The 26,101-nt window shown below is 73.6% G+C and carries 23 protein-coding genes; 7 read left to right on the forward strand and 16 right to left on the reverse strand.

From position 1 onward, the window contains the following. Nucleotides 1-15: 15 nt before the first annotated feature. The 5 genes from AB0I67_RS24345 to AB0I67_RS24365 all read right to left on the reverse strand — a co-directional run bounded on the left by AB0I67_RS24345 (nucleotide 16) and on the right by AB0I67_RS24365 (nucleotide 7,412). Nucleotides 16-2,733, reverse strand: a complete 2,718-nt coding sequence (locus tag AB0I67_RS24345; RefSeq protein ID WP_357927556.1) for a helix-turn-helix transcriptional regulator — start codon at nucleotides 2,731-2,733, stop codon at nucleotides 16-18. Nucleotides 2,734-2,802: 69 nt separating this feature from the next. Further along, nucleotides 2,803-3,405, reverse strand: a complete 603-nt coding sequence (locus AB0I67_RS24350) for a GAF domain-containing protein (protein ID WP_357927558.1) — start codon at nucleotides 3,403-3,405, stop codon at nucleotides 2,803-2,805. Next, nucleotides 3,395-4,276: a S8 family serine peptidase gene (locus AB0I67_RS24355; RefSeq protein WP_357927560.1), complete on the reverse strand. Its 882-nt coding sequence runs from the start codon at nucleotides 4,274-4,276 to the stop codon at nucleotides 3,395-3,397. The genes AB0I67_RS24350 and AB0I67_RS24355 overlap by 11 nt, the downstream gene beginning before the upstream one ends. Further along, on the reverse strand, nucleotides 4,273-7,215 hold the full coding sequence (locus AB0I67_RS24360) for an AAA family ATPase (protein ID WP_357927562.1): 2,943 nt from the start codon (nucleotides 7,213-7,215) through the stop codon (nucleotides 4,273-4,275). The genes AB0I67_RS24355 and AB0I67_RS24360 overlap by 4 nt, the downstream gene beginning before the upstream one ends. After that, complete coding sequence (locus AB0I67_RS24365) at nucleotides 7,212-7,412, reverse strand: aroma-sacti cluster domain-containing protein (RefSeq protein ID WP_357927564.1); 201 nt, start codon at nucleotides 7,410-7,412, stop codon at nucleotides 7,212-7,214. The genes AB0I67_RS24360 and AB0I67_RS24365 overlap by 4 nt, the downstream gene beginning before the upstream one ends. A gap of 175 nt (nucleotides 7,413-7,587) precedes the next feature. Between AB0I67_RS24365 and AB0I67_RS24370 the strand changes: the two genes are divergently transcribed. The 4 genes from AB0I67_RS24370 to AB0I67_RS24385 all read left to right on the forward strand — a co-directional run bounded on the left by AB0I67_RS24370 (nucleotide 7,588) and on the right by AB0I67_RS24385 (nucleotide 10,992). Next, nucleotides 7,588-7,848, forward strand: coding sequence for a StsA-related sactipeptide RiPP (locus tag AB0I67_RS24370; protein ID WP_357927566.1), 261 nt, complete (start codon nucleotides 7,588-7,590; stop codon nucleotides 7,846-7,848). 74 nt (nucleotides 7,849-7,922) lie between these two features. Further along, nucleotides 7,923-9,374 carry a StsB family radical SAM/SPASM domain sactipeptide maturase gene (gene stsB / locus AB0I67_RS24375; RefSeq protein WP_357927567.1) on the forward strand — a complete coding sequence of 484 codons (1,452 nt, stop codon included), beginning with the start codon at nucleotides 7,923-7,925 and terminating at the stop codon, nucleotides 9,372-9,374. Between the two features lie 29 nt (nucleotides 9,375-9,403). Beyond that, the gene (locus AB0I67_RS24380; protein ID WP_357927569.1) at nucleotides 9,404-9,673 is read left to right on the forward strand and encodes a PqqD family protein; all 270 of its coding nucleotides are present in this window, start codon (nucleotides 9,404-9,406) and stop codon (nucleotides 9,671-9,673) included. Beyond that, nucleotides 9,670-10,992 carry an FAD-dependent oxidoreductase gene (locus AB0I67_RS24385; RefSeq protein WP_357927571.1) on the forward strand — a complete coding sequence of 441 codons (1,323 nt, stop codon included), beginning with the start codon at nucleotides 9,670-9,672 and terminating at the stop codon, nucleotides 10,990-10,992. The genes AB0I67_RS24380 and AB0I67_RS24385 overlap by 4 nt, the downstream gene beginning before the upstream one ends. On the opposite strand, the gene AB0I67_RS24390 is transcribed toward AB0I67_RS24385, so the two are convergent. The 6 genes from AB0I67_RS24390 to AB0I67_RS24415 form a co-directional block, all read right to left on the reverse strand. Further along, complete coding sequence (locus AB0I67_RS24390) at nucleotides 10,928-11,671, reverse strand: response regulator transcription factor (protein WP_357927573.1); 744 nt, start codon at nucleotides 11,669-11,671, stop codon at nucleotides 10,928-10,930. The two genes, AB0I67_RS24385 and AB0I67_RS24390, sit on opposite strands and share 65 nt — an antisense overlap. Before the next feature lie 77 nt (nucleotides 11,672-11,748). Continuing rightward, complete coding sequence (locus AB0I67_RS24395; RefSeq protein ID WP_357927575.1) at nucleotides 11,749-12,942, reverse strand: cytochrome P450; 1,194 nt, start codon at nucleotides 12,940-12,942, stop codon at nucleotides 11,749-11,751. Continuing rightward, nucleotides 12,939-14,201, reverse strand: a complete 1,263-nt coding sequence (locus AB0I67_RS24400) for a TfuA-like protein (protein WP_357927577.1) — start codon at nucleotides 14,199-14,201, stop codon at nucleotides 12,939-12,941. Before AB0I67_RS24400 ends, AB0I67_RS24395 begins: the two co-directional genes overlap by 4 nt. Next, nucleotides 14,201-15,349, reverse strand: coding sequence for a YcaO-like family protein (locus AB0I67_RS24405; RefSeq protein ID WP_357927579.1), 1,149 nt, complete (start codon nucleotides 15,347-15,349; stop codon nucleotides 14,201-14,203). The genes AB0I67_RS24400 and AB0I67_RS24405 overlap by 1 nt, the downstream gene beginning before the upstream one ends. Before the next feature lie 5 nt (nucleotides 15,350-15,354). Continuing rightward, nucleotides 15,355-16,167, reverse strand: a complete 813-nt coding sequence (locus tag AB0I67_RS24410; protein WP_357927581.1) for an ABC transporter permease — start codon at nucleotides 16,165-16,167, stop codon at nucleotides 15,355-15,357. 18 nt (nucleotides 16,168-16,185) lie between these two features. Beyond that, on the reverse strand, nucleotides 16,186-17,136 hold the full coding sequence (locus tag AB0I67_RS24415) for an ABC transporter ATP-binding protein (RefSeq protein ID WP_357927583.1): 951 nt from the start codon (nucleotides 17,134-17,136) through the stop codon (nucleotides 16,186-16,188). Nucleotides 17,137-17,423: 287 nt separating this feature from the next. On the opposite strand from AB0I67_RS24415, the gene AB0I67_RS24420 reads away from it, so the two are divergent. Together AB0I67_RS24420 and AB0I67_RS24425 are read left to right on the forward strand one after the other, a co-directional pair. Then, nucleotides 17,424-19,238 carry a BTAD domain-containing putative transcriptional regulator gene (locus AB0I67_RS24420; RefSeq protein ID WP_357927585.1) on the forward strand — a complete coding sequence of 605 codons (1,815 nt, stop codon included), beginning with the start codon at nucleotides 17,424-17,426 and terminating at the stop codon, nucleotides 19,236-19,238. Nucleotides 19,239-19,386: 148 nt separating this feature from the next. After that, nucleotides 19,387-19,635: a LuxR C-terminal-related transcriptional regulator gene (locus AB0I67_RS24425; protein ID WP_357927587.1), complete on the forward strand. Its 249-nt coding sequence runs from the start codon at nucleotides 19,387-19,389 to the stop codon at nucleotides 19,633-19,635. Between the two features lie 6 nt (nucleotides 19,636-19,641). Here AB0I67_RS24425 and AB0I67_RS24430 read toward each other — a convergent pair whose 3' ends face one another. The 4 genes from AB0I67_RS24430 to ureA all read right to left on the reverse strand — a co-directional run bounded on the left by AB0I67_RS24430 (nucleotide 19,642) and on the right by ureA (nucleotide 24,885). Continuing rightward, the gene (locus AB0I67_RS24430) at nucleotides 19,642-21,354 is read right to left on the reverse strand and encodes a tetratricopeptide repeat protein (protein ID WP_357927589.1); all 1,713 of its coding nucleotides are present in this window, start codon (nucleotides 21,352-21,354) and stop codon (nucleotides 19,642-19,644) included. Nucleotides 21,355-21,551: 197 nt separating this feature from the next. Next, nucleotides 21,552-22,568 carry an agmatine deiminase family protein gene (locus AB0I67_RS24435; RefSeq protein ID WP_357927590.1) on the reverse strand — a complete coding sequence of 339 codons (1,017 nt, stop codon included), beginning with the start codon at nucleotides 22,566-22,568 and terminating at the stop codon, nucleotides 21,552-21,554. Between the two features lie 14 nt (nucleotides 22,569-22,582). Continuing rightward, nucleotides 22,583-24,214 carry an urease subunit alpha gene (locus AB0I67_RS24440; RefSeq protein ID WP_357927591.1) on the reverse strand — a complete coding sequence of 544 codons (1,632 nt, stop codon included), beginning with the start codon at nucleotides 24,212-24,214 and terminating at the stop codon, nucleotides 22,583-22,585. After that, on the reverse strand, nucleotides 24,214-24,885 hold the full coding sequence (gene ureA, locus AB0I67_RS24445; protein ID WP_357927593.1) for an urease subunit gamma: 672 nt from the start codon (nucleotides 24,883-24,885) through the stop codon (nucleotides 24,214-24,216). The genes AB0I67_RS24440 and ureA overlap by 1 nt, the downstream gene beginning before the upstream one ends. A gap of 61 nt (nucleotides 24,886-24,946) precedes the next feature. Here ureA and AB0I67_RS24450 point away from each other — a divergent pair, with 61 nt between their 5' ends. Continuing rightward, on the forward strand, nucleotides 24,947-25,513 hold the full coding sequence (locus tag AB0I67_RS24450; protein WP_357927595.1) for a TetR/AcrR family transcriptional regulator: 567 nt from the start codon (nucleotides 24,947-24,949) through the stop codon (nucleotides 25,511-25,513). Here AB0I67_RS24450 and AB0I67_RS24455 read toward each other — a convergent pair. Further along, nucleotides 25,506-26,081 carry a TetR family transcriptional regulator C-terminal domain-containing protein gene (locus tag AB0I67_RS24455; RefSeq protein WP_357927597.1) on the reverse strand — a complete coding sequence of 192 codons (576 nt, stop codon included), beginning with the start codon at nucleotides 26,079-26,081 and terminating at the stop codon, nucleotides 25,506-25,508. The two genes, AB0I67_RS24450 and AB0I67_RS24455, sit on opposite strands and share 8 nt — an antisense overlap. Between the last annotated feature and the right edge of the window lie 20 nt (nucleotides 26,082-26,101).

Consider the following 26,101-nt stretch of genomic DNA (forward strand, 5'->3'; position numbering starts at 1 on the left):
CCGCCGGTGACGTGACTAGCCGGCGTCGTAGCCGCCCAGCACCCGTTCGAGCGCGTTCCGCCCGGAGACGCCGAGCTTCGCGTACACCCGGCCCAGGTGGTTGTTGACCGTGCGCAGCGACAGGCCGAGCCTCGCCGCCACCGCCCGGCCGGACAGGCCCGAGGCGATCAGCCGGGCCACCTGCAGCTCCCGAGGGGTCAGCGACGCCTCGCTCGTGGTCAGGTCGGTCAGCGGGGTGCGGGCGCCGTCGCACTCGTCCTGGAGCTCGCGGGCCAGCACCAGCGTCCGTTTCGCCGCCGCGCGCCGCCCGGCGGCGACGTGCAGCCGGTGGGCCGTGGCCGCCGCCTCCGCGGCCGGGAGCAGGTGTCCGAGGGCTCGCAGCGTTCCCGCCAGCTCCGTGAGCGCTTCCGCGTCGTCCTCGGCCAGGGCGGCGCACCACGCGGCGAACGCGACGACCGCCTGGTTCCCGGTCTCCCCCGCCAGTTCCCCCAGCCGGCCGCTCACCTGCTTGGCCGCCCCGAACCTGGCCGCGTCCGCCAGCGCCTGCGCCTCCAGGAGCGGCGCTCCCGCGTCCCGTGCGGCCTGGGCGGCTTCGAGCGCCACGGCGACCGCGCCGGGCAGGTCGAGCGCGGCGGCCAGGACCCAGGCGCGGTCGCGCTGGATCCAGCCGGACAGCAGGGTGCCGGGCGGCTCCGGGGCGTCGGCCATCCGGCTCAGCCAGCGGTCGGCCTGGACCGTGTCGCCGGCCATCGCGTGCGCGCCGGCGAGCTCGGCCAGGTAGAGCCGCCGTAATCGGAACGGGTCGTGCCGGTCGAGCAGCACGACCGCCTCCCGGAGGGCCTGTTGGGCCGGCCGTACCCGCCCCTGGGCCTTGGCCACGACGCCGCGGACCGCCGCCCACAGGCCTACGACCGGGGCGGCCTCGGTGGCCGCGGCCTCGCGGTAGCCGTCCTCGGCCGCCTCGGCCGCGGGGGTCAGCGCGCCGCCCAGCAGCAGGGCCAGGCAACGGGTGCCGGCCACCTGGGCCTGGGCCCAGGGGCGGGTGCGCCGGTGGGTGTGGGCGGTGCCGAGCCCGATCCGGCTCGCGTGCTCCACCAGGGGGAGGGCGCCGTTGAGGCCCGCGGCGAAGGCCACCGCCGTGGCGGCCCACAACGTGGCCTGTGCGGGCAGCTCGGGATCCGGCTTGGTCAGCAACCCGCCGCCGAGGGCGAGCGCCCGGTCGACGTGGCCGTCCAGCAGGCTCGTCCAAGCCCGCACCGCCTCCGCCGCCCGCTCACCTCCGGCGTCCCCGTCCGGCCCGCTCGTCCACGCCCGCTCGCCACCGGAGCCAGCAACGGACAAGGGGCCCCAGTAGGTGATCCGTTCGTGCAGCATCGCCCGGCGGCTCGCCTGCGCGAAGCCGCCGCGGCCGGCGCAGGCCTCCGGGCGGGGCAGGGCGGCCGCGGCGGCGGCGTGGCGGCCCTGCGCGGCCAGGATCTCCGCCACGGTGAGGTCCGCCTCGACGCCGCCCCCGGCGGCCCGGGCGGCGAGCGCGAGTTCCTCTGCCTCCCGCAGTTCCAGCCGCTCGGTGGCCCGCCGCGCCGCGGCCAGCAGTTCCTGCGCCGTCACCCCGAGCCCGGCCCGCAACCGCCACCGGGCCAGGTCGAGCGGGTCGTCGGCGCGCCGCCGGGGCGAGACGGCCAGCCGCTCGGCGAGCCGGCCCCAGATCGCCCGGGCCCGCGCGCGCGGCATCCGCGCGCGCACCACTTCCCCATAAGCCGGTACGGCCAGCCGGATCAGACGCCGAGCCCCCGACTGCTCGACCACCACCAGCCCCTGCCGTTCGGCGTTCACCACCGCGGCGACGCCGGTGAGCCGTTCGAGCGCGGGCTGCCCGAGCGGCTCGGCGTAGGCGAGCACCTCCAGCACCTCCTGCACGCCGGGGTCGTCGACCTGCATCTGCGCCTCGATCAGGTCGCCGAGCCGGGCGGTGACCCGAACCCGGCCGCGCAGGTGCCAGGGCCCGTCGTCTCGGCGCAGTCCGCCCTGGTCGAGGCCGGCCTGGACCAGTTCGCGCAGCACCAGCGGGCGGCCGGCGGCCAGGTATCGCAGGGTGCGCCGGGTGACGACGTCGACCGGGCCGCTCAGGCCGCCCTCCAGCAGGAGGTCCGTCTCGCCGTCGCCGAGGGGTCTGAGGTCCAGGCGCAGGGCGAGGTCCTCCTTCCACAGAGCGGTGACCACGTCGGGGGGCGGGGGGCCCTGCCGTACGGTGAGGATCACGAAGGCGCGGGTGTGCAGGGCGAGCTGGTGGACCAGGGCGGCGGAGGCGCTGTCCAGCAGGTGGGCGTCGTCGACGGCCAGGACGGGGCGGCGGCCGGTGGGCGGGTTGAAACGCTCCACGAGCTGGGCGAACAGCGGCCCCGCCGGAGACGGCGGGGCGACCGCGGCATGGACTTCCGGCGAGGGCCGGACGGCAGGGGGAGGCTGGACGGTGAGAGGCAGCAGGGCGCCGAGAGGGAGCGCGCTCGCCGAGCGGCTGCCGGTCGCCCAGGCGGTCGGGTGTCCCTGCGCCCCCAGCCGGGCGAGCGCCTCGCGGGCCAGCCGCGTCCGCCCCAGCCCGGCCGCTCCCACGATCACCACGCCCCCGACGCCGGGCCGCGCCACCGCCTCGGTGATCACGCGCAGCTCGGCCGAGCGCCCGACGAGCGGCCAGGCCCCCATGTCGCTCATGTCGTCCTTTCCGGCTCTGCGCACGCTCGTCACGACATCCGCCATTCTGCTGTGGGATGTCGTTTTGAGCGAGGCGGCGCCAGGACGCGGAGGTCAGGGCTCCAGCAGCGCGCTGGCGATGGCCAGCAACTGCACCGCCGCCGCGTCACGGCGTCCGGGCCGGTGCGGCAGCCGCTGCTCGATCCTGCGCAGCAGCTCATGCGGGTCGAGCGGTTCGGTCTCGCGGCGGCTGCGCCGTACCCGCAGGAGCAGTTCGAGGCCGCAGGCCGCCTGGGTGGCGAACAGCCCGAGCAGTTCCATGTCGTCGAGCTCGCTGCGCGAGGCCGTGCGGTCGAGCACCTCCAGCACGCCGACGCACTCCTCGAACCGGATCAGCGGGGCGGCCATGATGGTGCGCGGCACGTACCCGGTGGACTCGGCCGCGTCGTGCGCGAACTGGCTCACCGCGCTGAGGTCGTCGGCGACCATCGGCTGGCCGCTGACCGCCACCCAGCCGGCGATGCCGGTGCCCATCGGGAACCGGCTGCCGACCAGCTCCTTCTCCCCCTCGCCCGAGACCGCCTCGAAGACCAGGTCGCCGGTGTCCGGGTCGACCAGGAAGATCGAGGAGGCGGCCGCGCCGAACATGTGCCGGGCCACCTCGACGATGGACTGCAGCAGCCGGCGTTCCGTGCCGTCGATGTCGTCAGGGGGCATGGGCCTCTCCGTGGGGTCTCGTGGTGTTGTCGGCTGCCAGGTAGAGCACCGTCTTGAGCTGGAAGGGCGTCAGCCAGGGATGCTTGCTCAGGATGAGCGCGCACAGGCCGGTGATGTGCGGGGCGGCGAAGCTGTTGCCGGTGCTCTGGATCTCGCGCCCGCCCCGCCAGGCGACCGGCACCTTGACGCCCCGCGCGTGGAACTCGGCCGGGGGCGCCGGGTTGTAGTAGTAGGTCATCGGGTCGGCCTCGTCGTGGCTGGCGACCGAGACCACCGAGGAGAACATCCACGGGAAGCTGAGCACCGGCATGTTGTGCGCGGCGGCGATCAGCAGGCACCGGCGGAAGTAGGCGCGGTCGGCCAGGTCGTGCAGCGCCTCGCGAAAGCCCGACCGGGTCGTGGACAGGCTCAGGTTGACCAGGTCGTAGCCCTCGTCGATGGCCCAGGAGAGCCCGGTCAGCAACGCGTCGCCGGTGCCGGCCTTGCCGTCGGTCAGCACCCGGACCGAGGTGATCGAGACGCCGGGGGCGACCGACCTGATCACGCCGGCGCAGGCGGTGCCGTGCCCGGCCGGGTCGACCGGTTCGCACTCGGCCAGGACCAGCCGGCCGTCCTCGCCGCGGACCACCTCGACCGCGCGTTCCAGGCCGCCGATCCTGGGGTGCGCGCCCTCCACGCCGGTGTCCACGACGCAGACGCGCACGCCCGACCCGTCGGAGCCGCCCCAGGCCCACTCCTTGGTCACCTCGGCGAGCGGGCTGACCTCGAAGCTCTCCGGCGCGGCCCGCGTGGTGGCCAGGCCCCAGGCGGGCACGCCGGGAAAGTGAGCGCGCTGGTCCCTGCGCCAGGGCGGCGTGCTCGTCGGTGTCATGGACAAGGTTCCCCTATTCCGTTCACGGACATCCAGCCTCGGACTCGGCGCACCAGCAGGCGCGCGCCCTTGCTCAGGTAGGCGTCGAGCGCACGGCGGGCCGCGGCGGCGGGGTCCCGCGCGGCGGCGTGGTGGATCTGCGCGATCTCGAAGAGGGCGTCGCCGTGCAGGCAGGGGTCGTCGGTGGCGGCGAGCAGCGCGTCCAGGAGCTCGGCCGTCTCCAGCGCCCGCCGGTGATCGCCGTCGAGGGAGGCGATCCTGGCCCGTACGGCTGCCGCCGTCACCTCGCCGCGCAACTGGCGGGGAACCGCCTCCGGTGTGGCCAGCTCGGCTTCGGCCTGCCGTACCTCGCCGAGCCGGAGGCTCTCGCGGGCGGCGTAGACCGCCAGCGTGGAGGCGGGCGGCTCGTGCCCGGCGGCGCGCAGCGCGGCCCCGGCCCTGACGAACAGCTCGCGGGCCCGCTCGTGCCGGCCGCCCAGCGACTCGACCAGGCCGCGCGCCTGGGTGATCGCGATGGTGGAGAGGCTGAGGCGTAGCTCGTCGGCGCACCGGGCGGCGGTGTCGAGCGCCTGGTGGGCGTGGTCGAGGTCGCTGGACAGGGCCAGCAGCCTGGCCCGGGCGACCAGCACGGGCACCAGCAGCGAACGGTCGCTGGCGAAGCGGGCCAGCAGGTCGGCGCAGAGCGCGAGGCCCTCGGCCACCGGGGTGGGCGACCACTGGAGCAGCTCGCAGAGCCCGCCGAGCAGCCGGTCCTCCTCGTAGCGGTCGCCCATGGCCCGGGCCCGCACCAGCCCGGCCCGCAGGGCGTGCTCGGCCGCGCCGAACCGGCCGTCCTCGCTGTGCACGAGCGCGTCGAGCAGGTGGAAGCGGCACCAGCTCAACTCGTCGTCGCCGTCCGCGGCCAGCCGGACGCGCAGCGGCTCCAGCAGCGGGGCCCGGTCGCCGGAGCGCAACGCGAGGATCTCCCGCTGGATCGCGCAGGTCAGCGCGTTGCGCGGGTCGCCGGGCAGGAGTTGCTCGGCGCGGTCGAGCGCGGCGGCGGCCTGGGCGTTCTCGCCCCGGGCGAGGTGCGCGTCGCTGATCCGGACGGCCAGCGAGCGGTGCTCGTCCCGGCCCGCCGGGAGCACCTCCCGGCCGCCTTCCAGGAGCGCGATGGCCGCGGGCAGGTCCTTGCGGTGCAGGGCACGGCCGCCGTCGGCGATGAGCGAGGCGGCGGCCCGGTCGGTCAGCGCGGGCAGCAGCGGGTCGCCGGGCCGTACCTCCCGGGTGAAGCGGCAGGCGGTCAGCAGGTGGTGGCTGACGTCGCCGGGGAAGGCGGCGTCGCTCAGCTCGGCCAGCGTCCTGTGCCAGTCGGCCCGCAGGTCCTTGCTGGTCAGCGCGTAGACGGTCTCGCGGGTGAGGGTCTGGGTGAACTCGTAGCCGCCCGGGCGGGGGCCGCGCCTGATCAGCCGCTCGCGCTGGAGCCGGCGCAGCGGCGTGGCCACGGCCGGCAGGCCCGCGTCGAGCAGCGCGCCCACCTGGTCGGCGGTGAAGGACTGGCCCACGGTGGCCGCGCGTTCCAGCACCTCGCGCTCCGGGCGGTCCAGCCGGTCGAGCCGGGCGCCGAGCAGCGCCTGGACGGTCGGCGGCAGGGAGCCGTCGCCGTCGGCCACGGTCTCCAGCATCAGCTCGGCGAACAGCGGGTTGCCGTCGCAGCCCGAGGTGACGCGCCGGTGCACCTCGTCCTCGGCATGGGCGAGCACTTCGGCGCGGCCCGCGAGCAGCTCGGCGACGAGCCGGGCGGTGTCCTCGGGGTCGAGCGGCCCCACTTCCAGGGCGGCCGTCCCCGCGCCCCAGGCGGGCCGGCTCTCGTACAGTTCGGGCCGGGTGACGCAGACGAGCAGCACCGGCACCTCGCCCAGCCAGGCCGCGCAGTCCTCGATCAGGTCGAGCAGGGTGGGCTCGGCCCATTGCAGGTTGTCCAAAACCACGACCAGCGGCCGGCGCGCGCCGAGCGCCTCGAACAGGGTGCGCACCGCTCCCGCCGTCTCGGCGATCCCGGCGCCCAGCCCGCGCAGGACGCCCGCGCACTCGGCCCCGACCAGCTCGTCGAGGTCGAGCGCGTCCACCATCTCCGCGATCGGCCGGTAGGTCGCGCCGACGCCGTAGGACGGGCACCGCCCGGCCAGCACCGCCACCTCGCCCGGCAGCTCCTGCAGGAACTCGCGGACCAGCCGGGACTTGCCGATGCCCGGCACGCCGTGCACGGTGACCATGCCGCACCGCCGCTCGGCCACGACGCGCTCGTGCAGCAGGGTGAGCTGCCGCAGCTCCGCCGCCCGGCCGACCAGCGGGACCGAGTCGGTCTCGGGCTCGCCGCGCTCCGGATCGACGGTGATCAGCCGCCAGGCCCGCACCGGCCTGCGCTTGCCCTTGAGGGTGAGCGGCGGCACCTCCTCCAGCACCGCGTGCTGGCGCACCAGCCTGGCCACCTCGTCGCCCAGCAGGATCTCGCCGTCCCCGGCCGCCGACTGCACCCGGGCCGCGGTGTTGACGGTGTCGCCGATCACCCGCACGTCGGCGCCCGGGCTCTCCACGACCATCACCTGGCCGAAGGCCACCCCGCAGTGGGCTCCCAGGTTCACCCCGTGCGTGGGCGCCAGCTCCTCGCTCAGCCGGCGCACCGCCGCCAGCGCCCGCTCGGCGGCCAGCACCGCGCGGAAGGCGTCGTCCTCGCGGCTGACCGGGACGCCGAAGACCGCCATGACCGCGTCCCCGATGTACTTCTCCACCACGCCGCCGCACTGGAAGATCTCGGTACGGCAGGCGTCGTAGTAGCGCTCCAATATCTGCAGCAGCAGCTCGGGGTCGAGCCGCTCGGCCAGCTCCGTCGAGCCGACGATGTCGATGAACAGGACCGCGACGTTCCTCCTGACGGGCCGCTGGTCCCGGGCTCTCATAAGAGCTTGAGCTCCTGGCCCTCGACCTCGCCCGCGACGTCGTCGAGCCGCTGCTTGATCGAGTTGAGCAGGGCCACCTCGGCCTCGCTCAGCTCGGCGAAGACCCGCTGCTGCCGCTCGTCCAGGAGATCGACGGGATGGCCGGACGCCCGCAGCCTGTCCAGTGCGTCGAACGCACCCGATCCGCTTCCCGTCATCGCTTCATCCCATCGCGAGGGGTCGTCTTGAGACCAGCCTGGAACGCCCGGGCCGCGCCCGCAATCCCACGTTCGTGGGCGGTCTTAGCCCACGTTTGTGGGGTTGTCCGACCCTCGCGCGGCCAGCCCATACTCAACCTGCAACGCATCTCATCCAGCACAGAGAGGTGAAGGCATGGCCTTCGATCCGCAGGAAGCTCTGCGTCAAGCCGGCATCGTCAGCGGCCCGGTCGCCAGGGAGGTCGAGGAGGCGTTCGCCACCCTGACCCAGGAGGAAGTCAACCTGCTCATCGGCCTGAAGGAGCGGTTCCCCGCCCAGGCGCTGTCGGCCGCCGGCTGGTCCCGGCCTGAGGTCGAGGTCCACAGCCTCGACGCCGCGCAGTCGTGCGCGTGCGGTATCTGGTCCGGCTCCGGCAGCGGCGTGGACCCCCAGTAGTCCCAGCGGCTCGCGGGCGCGGCGCCGGCCAGAACACGGCGCCGCGTCCGCATCCAGGAATCGAAGGGTTACGCATGCCTGGCAAGCTGGCCGGAAACCGTGCGCTGTTCGACGTGCCGGAAGATCTCACCTACTTCTCGCACGAGGGAAACTACCTGGTCATCAATCCGCAGATCGGCGGCCGGTGCGTGCTCACCCCGCAGGAGTTCGGCGTGCTCCAGGCGCTGACCCGGGTGGCCGAGCCGCTGCCGGCGACGGCCGAGACCGAGCGGGCGCTGGCGAAGCTGATCCTCAACTGGATCGTCTACTACGACCGGCCGCGGCCCAGCATCCAGACCACGGAGCCTCCGCTGGTACAGGTGTACTACGCGATCACCGACGGCTGCAATCTCCGCTGCCCGTACTGCTACGCCTCCTCGGAGAAGTGCCTGCCCGGCGAGCTCAACACGCAGCAGTCGCTGGACCTGGTGACGCAGGCCGCCGAGCTCGGCGCCAAGTACATGATTTTCACCGGCGGCGAGCCGATGCTCAGGAAGGACCTGTTCCAGGTCGTCGAGCACGCCAACAGCCTCGGCATGAAGTCCAACATCGTCACCAACGCCACGATGATCAGGAAGCCGGCGCAGGCCAAGCGCTTCGCCGAGCTGTTCACCCAGGTCACCATCAGCGTCGACGGCGGCACCGCCGAGACCCACGACCGCACCCGCGGCGAGGGCTCGTTCGACCGGACGCACAAGGCGCTCAAGCTGCTCAACGCCGAGGGCGTGGTGCCGCAGATCAACCACATCGTCACCTCGGAGAACGTGGACGAGCTCGAGGGCTTCGCGGCGTTCATGGACGGCGTCGAGGTGGCCGACATCCGGCTGATGTACCACAACAACCTCGGCCGGGGCGCGGACGACGAGTACGAGTTCGGCTTCGCCGACCACATGCGCATCCAGAAGCTGGTGTGGACCTCGCCCGCGCTGGGCAAGCTGCGGCCCGACGGCCCCCGGCCGACGCCCGCGTGCACCGTCCGCGCCAACTGCGGCATGGGCGGCAACGAGATCTACATCAACTCGCTCGGCGACGTCTACCCGTGCAAGCTGGTCACCGGCCGGGAGCACTTCGCCGGCAACCTGCGCCGCCAGTCGCTGCGCGAGATCTTCGAGGGCGACCTGCTCGCCGAGATGCGCAACAGCACCGTCTTCGGCGGCGGCTACCACGCCGACTGCGCCAAGTGCTACGTCAAGCCCTTCTGCGGCGGCGGCTGCCGGGCCACCCACCTGTCGGAGAGCCTCGACCTGCGGCGCAACAGCCGGCCCAACTGCCGGATCCTGCGGCACGGCGTCACCACCCACCTGTGGCTGGAGACCGGCATCGGCACCGCCGTCCTGGCGGCCAACAACGACGAGATGACCAAGCCCCGCCTGGTCGCCGGCGACGCCGTCCATCCGGTCTACGAGGACTGGAAGAACTACACCCCGCCCAAGCCCGCGCCCCGGGCCGTCAAGGTCGGCGAGCTGCTGCCCATCACCCCCGTCTAGAACAACCCGTCTAATACAAGAGGTGCAGAGTGTCACTCCGGATCAGCGAGGCCGTCATCTGGCAGGACACCGGCGACGGCATCTCGCTCTACCACAGCGAGACCGGCGACTTCCACAGCCTGAACGAGACCGGCTCCCGGATCTGGGAGCTGGTCGCGAGCGAGGGTGAACGGGAGAAGATCATCACCAGGCTGGCCGAGGAGTTCGCCGGGGACAACGCGCTCGTCACCGTGCGCATCATGCGGGACGTGGACGAGTTCCTGACCGGCATGGTCGCGCAGGGCCTGCTCGAAGCGTGACCAGGGCGGTCGTGCTGGGCGGCGGCTTCGCCGGCGTGCTCGCGGCCACCGTGCTGGCCCGGCACGTGGACGAGGTCGTCGTCGTCGAGCGGGACCGCTACCCCGCCGCGCCGGCTCCCCGGCGGGGGCTGCCCCAGTCCCATCACAGCCATGTCCTGGTCACCGGCGGCGCGCGGGCGCTGGAGACGCTGCTGCCGGGCACGCTCGACGAGCTGTACGCCCACGGCGCGCACCGTCGCGGCCTGCCCGGGGACTCGCTGATCCTCACCGGCGACGGCTGGTTCCACCGCTTCGACTGCGCGGCCTATTTCGTCTCCGGCAGCCGCGGCCTGTTCGACCACGTCGTACGGCGCCGCGCCGCGGCACGGGTCGTCGAGGGCGTCCAGGTGCTGGGCCTGACCGGCGACGCCCGCCGGGTGACCGGCGTCCGGGTGAGCCCCGGGGAGACGATCGCGGCCGACCTCGTCGTGGACGCGACGGGCCGCCGCTCCCAGGCTCCTCGCTGGCTGGAGGCCATCGGCGGGCCGCCCGTCGAGGAGGTCACCGTCAGCACCGGCCTGGCCTACGCCACCCGGATCTGCGCGGCCCCGCCCGGCCTGGCCGACGTCCCGGCGATCATGCTGCATCCGGGCGCCGGGCTCGACCGGGGCGCGACCCTGCTGCCGCTGGAGGGCGGCCGCTGGGTGGTCACCCTGACCGGCACCCACGGCTCGGCCCCGCCGCTGGACGAGGCCGGTTTCCAGGCGTTCGCCCGCTCGTTGCGCGACCCGGTCGTGGCCGAGCTGCTGGCCCTGACCACGCCCCTGGGCCCGATCCGGCCCTTCCGCGACACCGCCAACCGCCGGCGCCTGCTGGAGCGGGCGCCGCTGCCGGCCGGCTTCGTCGCGCTCGGGGACGCGGTCGTGGCGGTCAACCCGCTCTACTCGCACGGCCTGTCGATCGCCGCGCTGAGCGCGTTGCGCCTGGACCACGAGCTGAGGGCGGGGATCGGACCCGGCCTGCAGGCCGCCCTGGCGGCGGAGGCCGAGCCGTCCTGGCGGATGGCCGTCGAGCGCGACCGGTACGTCAACGGCGAGGCCGCCGGTCCGCCGCCGAGCGCCCACGCGCTCAAGGTCAGGGCGAGGCTGGCCCGGGCCCGGCTGGGCAGCGCGGAACTCGGCGCGGAGCTCTTCCACGCGCAGGCGCTCATCCCCGCCCCGCCGCCGGACCGGCTCGCCAGGTTCAAGGCGCTGGCCGGGGACCCCGCTCCGCTGCTCACCGCGGACCAGGCTCGCCGGCAGTACCCGCTGTTGTGCCCCGATGCAGCGAGCCTCCCGTGAGCAGGCCCGACTCGTAGGCGATGCCCACGGCGTGCGCCCGGTTCCGCGCCGACAGCTTGGCGAGGATCCTGGCCAGGTGGGAACGGACCGTTCCGGCGCCGATGCCCAGCTTGTCGGCGATCTGCAGGTTGGACAGGCCGCCCGCGACCAGCGCGAGCACCTCGGCCTCGCGCCGGGTGAGCGGGGAGAGCCGGTGGTCGACGCCGTTGATCAGCGCCGGGATGCGGTCGCGCAACTGGGTGATCATCGTGCTGGAGATGACCGTCAGGCCCGCCGCGACCTGCCGGATCGTCGGGACGATCTCCCTGATCAGGGCCTCGCGGTGGACGAAGCCGGCGGCCCCGGCCTGCAGCGCCCGGGCCAGCAGGTCCTCGTCCAGCGTCTCGGAGACCAGGACCACCCGGGTCCGGCCCCGCGCCCACGCGGTCAGGGCCAGCACGAACTCGATCTCGTCCGCGTGCCCGAGCGCCGCGTTGACCACCGCCACCGCGGGCCGGTGCCGGGTGATCAGCTCGCCCAGCCGGTGCGTGGCCGTGGCCTCCCCGAGCACGACGAGGCCGTGGCCCATGTGCAGCACGCCCCGGAGCCGGGTGCGCGTCTCCCTGTCCTGCTCCCCCACGACGACCCGCAGCACCGGCAGCGGCTCGGCCGTGGAACTCGATTCATCCAGGTGTGCCACGCTGATCCGTCCGGGGTGAGCGAGTCTGAGCGCCAGGACGTTACGCGCCGCCGCCCCCGCCCGCCAGAGCAGGCAGGCTACTCACCCCCCGGCCCGGCGCGGCGCATACTCAGACGCAGCGGCAGTCCGCGCAACGACCGCACCAGCAGGCTCGGCCCCCACTCCACCGCCTCCGGCGCCACCGCCAGGGAGATGTCGCCGAACTGGGCGAGCAACGCGCCGAGCGCGGCCCTGGCCTGCCGCCTGGCCAGGGCCGCGCCGAGGCAGAAGTGCGCGCCGTGGCCCAGCCCGAGGTGCCGGTTGGGTGTGCGGGCGATGTCGAAGACGTCGGGGTCAGGGAAGACGTCGGGATCCCGGTTGGCCGCCAGCAGCAGGGGCACCACCACGTCGCCGCGGGCGATCACCTGGTCGCCGAAGCGGACGTCGGCCAGCGCGTACAGCGGCCTGGAGTGCCCCACCGGGCCGTTGAACCGCAGCACCTCCTCGATCGCGGAGTCGAGCAGCTCGGGCCGGGCGCGCAACCGGCTGAGCTCGGCAGGGTGGCGCAGCAGTTCCAGCATCGCGATGCCGATCAGGCTGACGGTCGTCTCGTCCCCGGCGAACACCATCTGGAAGACGCTGGAGACCAGCTCGGCCCGGCTCAGCTCGCCGCTGGCCGCCAGCCGCGACAGCAGGTCGTCGCGCGGCTCGGCGCGGCGCTCGTCGATCTTCCGGTTGACGTGGCCGAGAAACTCCATCCCGGCCCGGCGCGCGGCCGGCACGTCCTGGCCGAGCATGGCGTCGCTCCAGGCGCGGAGCCGGCCGCGGTCCTCGGCGGGGAAGCCGATCAGCTCCGCCACGATCAGGATGGGCAGCGGCAGCGCCACCGCCTTGATCAGGTCGCACTCGCCGGACAGCGGGGCGACCAGCTCGGCCACGCACCGGTCGATGCGCTCGGCCAGGGCGGCCATGCTGCGCGCGCTGAACGACGGGGCCAGCAGCCGCCGCAGCCTGGTGTGGTCGGGCGGGTCCAGGTTGAAGACGTTGCGCCGGACCATCGGCAGCGTGTCCTGCTCCCAGCGCCGGTGGATCTCGGCCAGATCCGGCGGCAGCCGGTCGAGCTGGCGGCCGAGCTCGGGGGCCTGCAGCGCGCGCTGCACGTCGGCGTACCGGGTGAGGTACCAGAACGCCCGGCCCGAGGCGTCCACCCGCCGTTCCACCGGCGCCCGCCGCCGCATCCGGTGGAAGCGGGCGTGCGGGTCGGCCACGTCCAGGCCGGCCGCGAAGCTCATCGCCGCCGCACGTCCAGCGCGAAGAAGCGGCTGACGGTCCGCCCGAGTTCCTCCAGCCCGCCGAAGCCGCGCCGGGCCATCTCCACCTGGCTGCCGCCCCAGTGCCGCAGGAACAGCCGCCCGCAGTAGGCCGGCGGCGGCACCACCACGCGGCCCAGGGCCTGCTCCGCCGCCTCGTCCGCCTCCGCGACCAGCTCCGACCACCGTTCCCACTCGGCGTGCTCGCGCAGCTCGGCCACGACGGCGGGCCGCCAGTCGGTGCACCGCCACAGCGGCCAGACCCGCACCATCACCAGCCTGAGCTGCTCGGCCGTCGGCAACTGCGCCTGCTCCGTCGCGCTCAGCCGGCCGGTCAGCGCGGCCGGCAGGTCCCCTTCGACGCCCAGCTTGGCCGCCACGTAGGCCTCCAGTCCGTCCGGCCCGGCGACCTCCGCCAGCAGGCCGGTCAGCACCCGTTCGTGCAGCTCGGGATAGCCGCTCCAGTACAGCCGGGCGGCGTCCAGCACGTCCAGGTCGGAGCGCCACCGGCCGGGCGCGTACTCCCGCCGGGTCCGCCACCGCAGCACCTCGGCGGGTCCGGTGCCCAGCGACCGGGCCTCGACCGTGACCGGTCCGGGCCGCTCCTCGCCCACCGCGCGCAGGGCGGCCAGCGCGTCCAGGCGCTTGCGGTCCCAGTCCCCGGCGGCGATGGCCTTCTCCAGCGTGCGCAGCGCGTCCATGGCGTCCGGGCCGAGCGCCTGGGCGAGCTCGGGCCAGGTCCGGTGCGAGAAGGGGCGCTCCTTGGCGGTCCGGACGATGCGCCCGGCGAGCTCCTCGGTCAGCTCGCCGCGGCGGGCCGCCTCCCGGCAGCCGTAGCGGAGGTTGACCAGGGCGATCGTGAGCGCCGGGTAGCCGACCTCCTCGGGGCCGTGCACGATGGCGACCTCGTCGTCGCCGTCCACCTCGCCGGAGGCGTACTGGTCGTAGACGACGCCGATGCCGCGCATGCCGTACGGACCGAGTTCGGCGGCCCGCAGGGCGCCCATGCTCGCCGCGCCGATGACGGTGACGCCCTCGGCCAGCAACCAGAGCAGCTCCTTGTGGCCGACGGACAGCCGTTCGCGGTAGTAGCCGTCGATGATCACCGCGGTGTCGCCGGGGCTCCAGCGTTCGGCCAGCAGGTCGCCGCGCGCCACCGGCGGCCGGGTCAGCGCGCCGGGCAGCACCTCGCGCACCTGGCCGGGCGCGAGGGTGGGGCCGGTGTAGACGACGGTCTGCACTAGAACTCCTCCGGGGCGAGGCGGCATCCTGGCGCCACCACCCTGGCCACGGGCACGCCGACGTCGTCCCTGGTCAGGTCGGTGAACAGCGGCGCGTGGCCGAAGGCGGCCGTGGCGCGCCCGACCACGTCCCGCAGGTCGTCCACCAGGCTGGCGTTGGCCGTGACCCGGGCGATCGGCTCGGCCGCCTCGTCCGAGCCGGCCCGGCGGCGCTCGCCCATCGAGGCGTAGGCGTTGGCATGCAGGTCGTCGCGAGCGCCGGAGATGTAGGCCAGCCGGGCCTGCGCGGCCTCGGTGACGGCCCGGGTGAGCGCGATCTCCGAGCTCAGATGGCAGCCGAAGCCGCGGAAGTGCATCGGGTAGTCCGGGCAGGTGATCTCGGCCAGGAAGCACGGCAGCCCGGTGGCCGAGGGCATCCACCTGACCTCCAGATCGACCCCGGCCCTGGCCAGCAGCTCGCACAACCGGTCCACGACGGGCGAGCCGAGCGAGGCGGGATCGGCTCTGACCCCTCTGGTACGGCTGCGCAGCCCGAGACTGACCGCGTCGCGCTCGATCACCTCGTACAACGCGTGCAGTACCGCTTCCACCAGCGTGTTGCCGCTGGCCAGCCCGTTGGAGGAGACCGCGAAGACGGGCGCGTGCCAGCCCCGGCCGTGGTCCATGGTGACGGTCACCAGCTCCTTGGGCAGGAGGGCGGGCTTGCCGTCGGCCAGCGAGGTGGCCGCGACCCACTCGATCGGCAGCCCGTCGTGCAGCAGGCTCGGCTCGGCCCTGGGCAGCTCGCCCAGGTCGTAGCCCAGCTCGCCGGCGACCTCGCGCGGCGGGGCGGTGAGCGCGGGAGGGAAGGGCTGCTCGGCGTGCCAGAGCTCGATCGCCTCCATCATCGCCGACAGCTTGGCGAGCTCCGCGGTGATGCCCTTGCCCTGGGAGACGGCGAGCGTCCTGGCGGTCGGCCTGATGGCCTGGTAGGTCGGGATGCCGATGGTGTCCAGCCAGGTCAGGTCGGCCACCCGGGTGATGCCGGCCCGACCGGCCGCGCCCCGGGCCATGGCCAGGGTCTGCGCCGGATCCTTGGCCCGGTCGGTTCCGGGCAGCCGGACCTTGACGTCATCGGCCTGCGTAGGCAGCCACACGATGCCGCTCACCCGCCTCAGAGGTTGCGGGCCCGGTTGAGCAGGGCCCGGCCGCCGATGGTGTAGCCGACGATCGCCATCGCGGCCATCACCAGCATCGGCTGCCAGGCCGCGCCCAGCCCGAAGAGGGAGGCGTCGCGCATGCCGTTGATCGCGTAGGTCAGCGGGTTCACCACGGAGATCCACTGGATCACCGCCGGCATGCTCTCGACCGTGTAGAGCGAGGGGGCGGCGAAGACCAGCACCGGCATCGAGACGTTCGACAGCACCATGAAGACCTGGTGGTCGGTGACGGTGATCGCGGCGGCCAGGTAGAGGCCGTTGAAGGCCAGCGAGGTGAAGACCAGCATCACCAGCAGGCCGAGCCAGCCGCCCGCGGAGAACGGGAAGTCGAACAGCAGCGCCGCCACGCCGAGGCCGAGCAGGGTCTGCGCCATCACCAGCGACAGCCCGGCGATCAGCTTGCCGAGCAGGAAGCGGGAGCGGCGCAACGGGTAGGACCAGAGCTGGGTGGCGACGCCGGTGGTCTCCTCCTGGAAGACGGCCATGCCCGCCGTGCCCGCCGCGCTGACCACCGACATGGCCAGCGTCATCGGGAGCAGGAAGATGGTGAAGGGCAGCTCGGCGCCGCGGTAGGTGACGTTCTGGACCAGGTTGCTGAGCGAGGTGTTGACCAGCAGCAAGTAGATGAGCATGGGGGTCAGGCCGACGATCAGGTAGACGCGGTTGCGGGCGAGCAGCGCGTACTCGCGGTAGACGACCGCGAACAGGTCGGACACCCGGCCCCGCTGCACCGGGGGCTTGTTCTGGAAGCTCAGGACCGCGGCCACGTCACTCCTCGCTCTCGGTCATCGGGTCTCGGCCGGCTCTGCCTCGGCACGCTCTGTCACCGCCGGCACGGCGGTCTCCGTCCTGCCGGATTCGGTCATCCGGAGGAAGACCTCCTCGAGGGAGTCGGTCGCGGTGGCGACCCCGCTGATCGCCACGCCGTGCGCCTGGCAGTGGCCGGCCAGGCCGGGCAGGACGTCCTGCACCCGCGCGCCCTCGATCCGGACCTCGGCCTCCTGGGCCTTGACCACCAGCCCGGCCGCCTCCGCCCACGCCACCACCACGCCGCTGCTCGCCGGGTCCTGCACGGTCACCACCAGGTGGGTGGTGCCGAACTCCTCGACCAGTTCGCGCGGCTTGGCGAAGCGCATCACCCGGCCGTGGTCGATCACCATCACCCGCTGGCAGTTACGTTCCAGCTCGTCGATGTGGTGGCTGGTCCACAACACGGTCACGCCGTGCTCGTCGCGCAGCCAGGTCACGAACCGCTCGACGTGCCGCCGGCCGCCGACGTCGAGACCGGCCGAGGGCTCGTCGAGCACGAGCAGCCGCGGGATGGTGAGCAACGCGCGCACGAGCTGGAAGCGTTGCCGCTGGCCGCCGGAGAGCTGGAAGCAGAAGCGCGGCAGCGCCGGGGTGATGCCGAGGTGCTCGACCAGTTCGAGCGCCCACGGCCGGACCTCGCGCCAGCGCAGGCCGCGGAAGTGCGCGGCGATCTTGAGGTTGTCCAGCGCGGAGAGCATCAGGTCGAACGGGCCCACCTGGTGCATCGCGCCGATCGAGGTCTTGGCGGCCAGCGGCTGGCGGACCGGGTCCACGCCGAAGAGCCGGAGCCGGCCCGAGGTCGGTGCGGTGACCCCGCAGATCATCTTGATCAGGGTGGTCTTGCCCGCGCCGTTCGGGCCGAGCAGCCCGATGGTCTCGCCCTGCGCGATCTCGAAGGAGATGCCGTCCACTGCCCGGCGATCCATGCGCCGATAGTGTTTGACCAGATTCTCGGCTGTCACGACGTCGTCCGTCACAACCCCCACCTCTCCCGCCTCGGGCAGCAGTGCTGGTTGAGTATCGCTCTCCGTGACGCGGGGGCGACAACCCCACGAATGTGGGCGTTGGGGATTCGCCGGGCGGGGGCCGGCGTCCATCTGCCAAACGACAGAGGGGCGATTGTGCGTCCACGCCGGTCCAATGATCATCGGCACATGGACGAGTGCGACCGGCCGGCCCGCATGCCCGTCACACCAGAGGTGGTGGACCCCGAGTGAGTTCGGAGACCGAGCCCTACACCCTCACCCTGCCGGCCAGTCCCGGTCTGGCCTGGCAGTTGCCCGAGGAGAGCGACCCCGCCGTCGCGCTGCCGTGCGTGGTCCTCGCCGACCGGGCCGGGCTCACCGAGTTCGCCGTGCTCCAGCGCGGCCTGCGCACGCTCGGGGTGCCGAGCCTGCGCATCGACGCCGAGGCCGTCGACGACCTGCGCATCGCCGCGGACATCGCCGACCGCTCGCTCACCGTCAACGGGCGCCGCATCACCCCCACCGTCACCTGGGTCCGGCACTTCTCGCCCCGGGCGATCCAAAACTCGGCGAGCTCGCCCTTCAGGGCCGACTCCTGGTGCGCGCTGGTCGCGCAGATGTCCCGCCTGGCCACCCACCACCTGCCCGGCGCACCAGAACTCGGGCGGCTGGTGCAGCTCGACGACGCCACCCGGGCCGGGATCCGCACCCCGCGCACCATCGTGACCACGGATCCGGCGGCGGCCAGCGCCCGGCTGCCCGGCGACCGGGTCATCGTCAAGGCGCTCGACGGGCACTTCGTCGAGACCGAGCCCGGCACCCTGGCCGGGGTCTTCCCGGAGGTCATGGACGCCGAGGTGGCCGGCAAGCTCGCCGTCCGCGACGCCCCGATGATCGTCCAGGAGTACGTGGACCATGGCGTCGAGCTGCGCGTCTACTACCTGGACGGCGAGATCAGGGCCTTCCGGGTGGGCAAGGCCTCGCCGGAGGCGATCTGGTGCGACGCCGACTCCGTCTCGGTCTCGCTGGTCGCCGTGCCCGAGGCGGTGGCCGGAGCCGTCCGGCGGCTCGCCGAGCTCTGGGGCCTGCGCTACGGCGCCTTCGACTTCCTGATGACCAAGCAGGGACCGGTGTTCCTCGAAGCCAACTCCGACGGCGACTGGCGCTGGTTCGAGGGCAAGGCGGGGGTGGACGAGGTCTCCATGGCGGCGCTCGCCATGGTCAGGACCCTGCACTCGCAGTCGGCGCCTAAGGCCGGCGCCCCCATCGACCTGGCCGGATTCCTCACCCTGGGGACCGGCAGGTGCGCGCCGGCCAAGAAGGACAAGCCCGCGATGGACGCCAGCGTGCTTGGAACGCTCGAAATCCGGATGGACGGCTCGCTGGTCCGGATCAGCGCGCGCAAGGCCAGGCTGCTGGCCGCCATCCTGCTGCTCAGCCCCAACCAGGTGGTCGCCACCGACCAGCTCATCGACTCGCTCTGGGGCGAGCGGCCGCCGGCCACCGCGCGCAAGAACCTCCAGGTGTACGTCTCCGAGCTGCGCCGGCGCGCGGGCGACCGGATCTCCTACCAGGGCTGGGGCTACCGCCTGGACGCCGCTCCCGACGAGCTCGACCTGCTCCGCTTCCGCGACCTGGCCGGGACGGGACGCGACCTGCGCCGCCGGGGCGACGGCGAGCGGGCGCGGACCGTGCTCGACGACGCGGCCCGGCTGTGGCGCGGCTGGCCGCTCGCCGAGTTCTCCGGCGTGCCGCTGATCGACGACGCGGTGAGCCGGTGCACCGAGCTCTACCTCACCGTCAACGAGGACTGGGCCGAGCTGGAGATCGAACGCGGCCGGCACGTCGAGGTCCTGACCCGCCTCGACGACCTGGTGTCCTACTTCCCGGCCCGGGAGCGGCTGGTCGCGGCCCGGATGACGGCGCTCGTCGGCTGCGGGCGCACGCCCGAGGCGCTGTCGCAGTTCGAGAGCCTGCGCCGGCACCTGGCCTCCGAGCTCGGCATCGACCCCAGCCCGGTGTTGCGCAAGATCTACGACGGCATCCTGCGGGGCCGCCCCTAACACCCCAAGTCCGGACTTGTCAGCAACTGACCACATAACCGGCAGTTTGGCCTCGCCATACCGCTGCTTAAGCGGTTCCTCCTAGCGTGAGCCCCGAGGTCCTTCCAGCCGGGGACCTCTGGCAAGGCGATGTGACCTGGGGCGTGACATGGATTCTGGTTCCGGTGTCCTGAACGATCGTGACCGCGAGCTGATCGTGCTGTTGGCCAGGGGGTACACCACCACCAGAATCGCCCGCGAGCTGCACCTCAGCCGGTACACGGTGGCCGAGTGGATCAGCAAGCTGCTCGACCGCTTCTCCTGCAGCAACCGCAGCCAGCTCGTGGCCTACTCCTACGCCCACCGCCTGCTCTGCGTCGACATGTGGCCGCCCACCGCGGCGGCGAACCTGCCCTGACCACGCTCAACGGGCTCGGCGGCAGCGCTCCAGCTCCGCGCGGATCTCGCGGCGGAGCGTCCGGTCCAGGCCGGGCTGGGCGAGCGCGTCGGTGAAGTCGCGGACCGCCTCCTCCCAGCGGCCGAGCCGGGCCAGTGCCGTACCGCGGTTGAAGCGAGGCTCGGGCGCCGGCGACAGGGCCACCGCCCGGTCCAGGTCGGCCACGGCGGCGCTCACCTCGCCCCGCTCGAACCGTACGGCGGCGCGGTTCGTCCACGCCTCGACCAGCGTGGGGTCGCCCTCGAGGGCCTGGGTGAACAGGTCCTCGGCCGGCTCGCCGCACTCGGAGCGGACCAGGCCGAGCGTGCACAGCAGCGCGGGCTCCTTGGGCGCGAGGGCGAGTCCCGCCAGCGCCTGCCGTTCGGCCTCCTCGCTCGCGCCGCGCTCCAGGAGCAGGTTGGCCAGGGTGATCCGGGCGTCGAGATGGCCGGGCTCGACGGCGAGCACGCGCTCCAGATCCTCCCGGGCCCGCTGCTCGTGCCCGCGTTCGAGGTGCAGGACGGCGCGGTTGTAGTAGGCCTCGGGCAGGTGCGGGCCGAGACGGATGGCCGTGCCGTAGTCCTTGATCGCCGCCTGCGTCCGGCCGGCCGCGCGATGCAGGGCGGCCCGGTCGACGTAGTACTCGCAGTTGCCGGGATCGTGGGCGATCACGAGGTCGAGGTCGGCCAGCGCCCGCTCCGGATCGCGGAACGCCAGGTGCACCTGCGCCCGGTTGTGCCGCAACCGGGCCAGGTGTTGCGGGTGCTCCCCCGGCGCCAGGACCGCCGCCAGCCTGGCCAGGCCGTCGTCGATCAGCCGCAGCGCCTGCTCGGGTGCGCCCTGTCTGGCGTCCAGCAACGCGAGGCCCTGCTCGTAGAAGACGGTGGAGATCACCTTGTGCGGCGAGTCCTCCAGGCCGGCGGCCAGCCGCAGCGCCTCCTCCAGCCAGTGCCGGGCCAGCGTCTGGTCCTGCGCGGCGGCGTCGAGGTGCCGGGCGTGCAGCATGGCGGTGGCGTACGCGGCGGACATGTTGATCTTCGGGTCGTCGGTGGCCGCGCGCGCCTGGTCGTAGAGGTCGAGGGCCTCCGGCGCCCGCTCCAGGGCGGTGAGCGCGGTGGCCAGCCCTGTGGTGCAGGCCCACCACTGCCGCAGGTCGCCGCCGGGAGTGACCAGGGCCCGTCCGTGGACGGCGACGCGGGCCGCGTGGTGGTAGAAGCCGCGGGCCAGGCTGTCGCCGAGCGCGGCGCGGACCGCCTCCGGCGTCGAGGGCGGCGGCGGGGGCTCGGCGGTGCCGTCCTCGCGCAACTCCAGGCGCAGCGGGGTGGCGGCCACCCGGGGAGCCAGGACGGCCAGCAGCTCGGCGGTGGTCTCGTCGGCCTCCGCGACGTGCTCGAACACCACGGTGACCGGCTTGCGCAGCCCTTCCGCCCAGGCGGCCACGAACTCGGCCGCGCCGTAGGCCAGGCAGGCGGTCCGGCGGGCGGGATGGAACCTGATCGGCTCCTCTTCCGCCGGCGGCCGCGCCGTACGGTCGAGCCAGGGCGCGATCGCGGCCAGCTCGACCTCGTGCCGCGCCGCCAGGCGCGGGCGCTCGGCGGCGAGCCGCGCCAGGAAGGCGGCGACCCCGGCGTAGGGCCCGTGCCCGCGATGGCAGTCGAAGCAGTTCACGGCCGGGCCGCACGCCACGACGTCGCGAGCCACGGGGCCGGGAACCGCAGGGGCGGGCGCCCGGAAGCGCCCGCCGTCTCGGCAACTACCAGCACCACTCGATCCAGAGCCGGCGGGCGCTGGACAGCAGACGCTGGGTGCTCTTGCGACGGACGGTCATCTTCTTCATGGCGCCTCCCAAGTGATCAACTTCAGGCTGCCCAGAGCATAGACCGGAAGATCGCCTGCGGCTAGAGCGCCGGTTCCTGCTGGGTGATGCAGTGGATGCCCCCACCCTGGGCGAAGATGTCGCGCGCGTCCACGGACTCCACCGCCCGGCCAGGGAAGAGCCGGGCGAACAGCTCGGCCGCCTCCCGGTCGCGCGGATCGTCGAACGAGCAGGTCAGCACCAGCCCGTTGGCCAGGTAGTGGTTGATGTAGGAGTAGTCCACCGGACCGCCGCCCGGCGCCTCCAGCACGGTCGGCGCGAGCACCTCGACCACCTCCAGCTTCCGGCCCCGCGCGTCGGTCGCCGCGCGCAACACCGCCAGGTTCTCCCGCGTCACCTCGAAGTCGGGGTGGGCGGGGTCGGGCTGCACGTGGCAGAGCACCAGGCCGGGCCGGACGAACGAAGCCAGCAGGTCGACGTGGCCGTTGGTGCCGTAGCCGTGCTGGACGCCCGCCTCGTCGAAGGTGACGTAGTCGGCGGTGAGCCCCCGGGGCAGCCAGATGACCTTGGTCACGCCGAGCAGCGCCTTGAGCTCGGCCTCGGCCTGCTCGCGGGTCCAGCCGGGGTTGCGGCGCGGGTCGAGCTGGACGGTCTCGGTGACCAGGACCGTGCCCTCGCCGTCCACGTGGATGCCGCCGCCCTCGCCCACCATGGCGCTGCGGTGGGCACGGGCCCCGGTCCGAGCCAGGACCGCGGCGGCCACCTGGTCGTCCAGGGCGTGCGGCGCCCAGCCCCAGCCGTTGAAGGTCCAGTCGATCCCGGCCAGGCGCCCGCCGTCGAGCACGAAGGTGGGCCCGTTGTCGCGCAGCCAGCAGTCGTCCAGTGGCTGCTCGACGAGCTCCACCCGCGGGTCGAGCCACTGCTTCGCCGAGGCCAGCTCGCCCGGATCGACCAGCATGGTCAGCGGCTCGTAGCGGACGACGGTGTTGGCGACGTCCGACCACGCGCGGTGGGAGGCCTCGGGGCTGAGCTCGTAGTGTCGCACCGGCCAGGCCATCCACGTGCGCGCGTGCGGGGCCCACTCGGGCGGCATGAACATGGGGGTCGCTCCTGTCACAGGAAGTAGAGACGGTTCAGGGGTACGGCTGGCACCGGGTCGCTGTGCACCGGCTCGCCGTCGAGGCTGACGCGGCCGTGCGCGTCCACCTCGACCTGGCCGAGGCGGGAGTTGCGTACCAGGTCGGCGGGCCCGATGCCGCGCGTGCCGCGCACGGCGACCCGGCGCCGGCGCGTGGTGAGGCGGTCGCCGGAGACCGCGCCGGACACGAAGGCCACGGAGAGGTCGGCCGCGGTCGCGCCGAACGCGCCGAACTGGGGGCCGAGCACCAGCGGCTCGCTCCGGTCGGTGGCGGCGTTGGGGTCGCCGGTCACCCCGTAGGCGGGGAATCCGGCCTTGAGCACGAGCTGCGGCTTGGCCCCGAAGTAGGCCGGCTCCCACAGCACGATGTCGGCCAGCTTGCCCACCTCGATCGAGCCCACCTCGTGGGCCAGGCCGTGGGCGAGGGCCGGGTTGATGGTCAGCTTGGCCAGGTACCGCAGCACGCGCTCGTTGTCGTTCCGCTCGCCGATGGGCTTCATCTTGGCCGCCATCGCCAGCGTGCGGCGGACCGTCTCACCGGCACGGCCCATGCCCTGCGCGTCGGACGAGGTGATGCCGATGAGGCCCAGGTCGTGCAGCACGTCCTCGGCGCCCATGGTCCCGGCCCTGATCCGGTCGCGGGCCAGCGCCTCCTCGCCGGGCAGCTCCGGCTTGAGCCCGTGCACCGAGACGATCATGCGGTAGTGCTCGTCGATGGCGTCCCGGCCGAACGGCAGGGTGGGATTGGTGGAGGAGCCGATCACGTTGGGCACCCCGGCCAGGCGCAGCACGTTCGGCACGTGCCCGCCGCCGCAGCCCTCGATGTGGAAGGCGTGGATCGTCCGGCCCTCCAGGACGGCCAGCGTGTCCTCCACCGACAGGCACTCGTTCAGCCCGTCGGTGTGCAGCGCCACCTGCACGTCGTGCTCCTCGGCCACGCGCAGCGCGGTGTCCAGCGCCCGGGTGTGCGCGCCCATGTCCTCGTGCACCTTGAACCCGCAGGCGCCGCCCTTGACCAGCGCCTCGACCAGCGGGGCCGGGTCCGACGACGAGCCGCGGGCGAGGAAGCCGATGTTCACCGGCCAGGCGTCGAAGGCGTCGAACGCGTGCCGCAGCGCCCACGGCGAGTTCACCCCGACGCCCCAGACCGGGCCGAACTCCTGCCCGATGATCGTGGTCACGCCGGAGGCCAGCGACGCCTCCATGATCCGGGGCGACAGCAGGTGCACGTGCGTGTCGACGGCGCCGGCGGTCGCGATCAGCCCCTCGCCGGAGACGATGGTGGTGCCGGTGCCGACCACCACCTCCACGCCGTCCAGGGTGTCCGGGTTGCCGGCGCGGCCGATGGCGTGCACGCGGCCCTCGCGGATGCCGATGGAGGCCGAGCGGATGCCGAGGACGGCGTCCAGGATGAGGACGTTGCTGATCACCAGGTCGCAGGTCTCGCGTACCGAGGCGGCCTTCAGGTGCAGCCCGTCGCGCGCGGTCTTGCCGAAGCCCGCCAGGAACTCCTCGCCGTGGGCCTGCGAGTCGTGCTCCACCTCGACCGTCAGGCCGGAGTCGCCCAGTCGCACCAGGTCGCCGGTGCGGTAGCCGTACACGCTCATCAGGCGCCCAGGTATCCGCAGGCGCGCGCCCGCTCCATCGCGGCCTCGAACGCCCCGTCGGCGTCCAGGGGGCCGTCCACCAGGCCGGCCGCGCCGATCACCACGCGCGCGCCGCCGATGTCGGTCAACTCCACGGTACGGCTGGCGCCCGGGTCGAAGCGGACGGCCGATCCGGCCGGTACGGCCAGGCGGCGGCCGTAGGCCAGGCCCCGGTCGAAGCTGAGCCGCGGGTTGACCTCGAAGAAGTGAAAGTGCGAGGTGACGCTGATCGGCACGGAGGCGGTGTTGCGCACCTCGACCGACACGACCGGCGCCGGTGGCGGCGGCACCGGGGCGGGGATGACCGCCCCGGGGGCCTCGGCGCCGAGCGACCCGCCGCCGAACGGGTCGGTGATCACGGCGAGCCGGGACCCGTCGTCGAAGACCGCCTCGACCTGGATCTCCGTCACCACGTCCGGCACGCCGGGCAGGACGTCGTCCGGCCCGAGCACCGCCCGGCCGGCCTCGATCGCCTCGGTCAGCCGGTACCCGGCGCGGGCGGCCTCGCAGACCGTGTCGGCGATGAGCGCGGTGGCCTCAGGCACGTTGAGCGCCAGGCCCCGGCTGCGGCGGGACCGGGCCAGTTCCGCGGCGGTGAACAGCAGCAGCCGGTCCCGTTCCGTCGGCGTCAAGCGCAACGCGCACCTCCACGGTCTTAGAGCGTGGCTCTAACTTAGAGTACGATTCTAAAGTATGTCGAAACCGGTACGCCCGGACATGCGGGCCCATGTCCTGAAAGCGGCGCTGCAGGCGATCGAGGAGCTCGGCTTCGACCGGCTCCGCGTCCAGGACATCGCCGACCGCGCCGGGATGAGCACCGGCCATGTGCTCTACTACTTCGGCAGTCGCGACCGCATCCTGATCTCCACGCTCCTGCTCAGCGAGGCCGACCTGGACGAGCGCCGCCGCACCGGCCTGGCGGGCCTGGCCCCGCGCGCGGCGCTGGCCGAGTTCGTCGCGCTCTACCTGCCCCGCGGCGCCGACGACGTGCGCTGGCGGCTGTGGGCGCAGGCCATCGCCCGCCCGCCGGAGGACGACGAGACGCTGCTAAAACTGGACGGCTTCTTCCGCGCCTGGGCCGGCGAGCTGGCCGGCATCCTGCGGGCCTGCGCGCCGGTCGCCGACCCGGACGAGCTGGCCGCCCGCGCCTGCCGGCTGATGGACGGCCTCGCCTCCGAGGTGCTGCTGCGCATCCCGGGCCACGACGCCGCCTGGGCCCGAGCCACTGCCCTGGCCGCGATCGAGGCCGGACTCAGCTGAGCCGTTCCAGCGCCTGCCCCAGCGCCACCTCGGCCGCCTCCGCCGGCTCCAGCCGCCCGATCAGCACGTGCACCGCCAGGCCGTCGAGCAGCGGCAGGAACCAGTCCAGGAACTCCGGAGCGGGCCGGAAGTCCCCCTCCTCCAGTATCGTCACCAGGTCCTGCTTCCAGCCGCCGTCGATCTCCTCGGCGGTCCTGCCCATCTCGGCGGCGCTCATCGAGCGCAACCAGGCCTCCAGCCACAGCTTCCACGTCACGTCGTGCCGGTCGACCGGCAGGTAGACCCGGATGAACGCGGCCAGCCGCTCCTTCGGGCCGCCCGCCGCCGCCAGCTCCCTGGCCCGACGCTCGGCCAGCACCCGCTCGCTCCACCGGAACGTCTCGGTCAGGATCTGGTCGCGCGACTGGAAGTAGTACAGCACCCGGGCCGGGCTCATGCCCGCCCGCTCGGCGATCTGCTGCACCTGCAGCTCGGCCACCGGCAGCTCGGCGATCACCGCCAGCGCCGCCTCCAGCACCTGGCGCCGCGCCTGCCTGCCCCGCTCCTGGGTCCTGCGCCCGTCGGTCATGCTCCCATTGTCCGTGGTCA

It is taken from the genome of Nonomuraea sp. NPDC050310, assembly GCF_040655795.1.
Taxonomy (GTDB): domain Bacteria; phylum Actinomycetota; class Actinomycetes; order Streptosporangiales; family Streptosporangiaceae; genus Nonomuraea.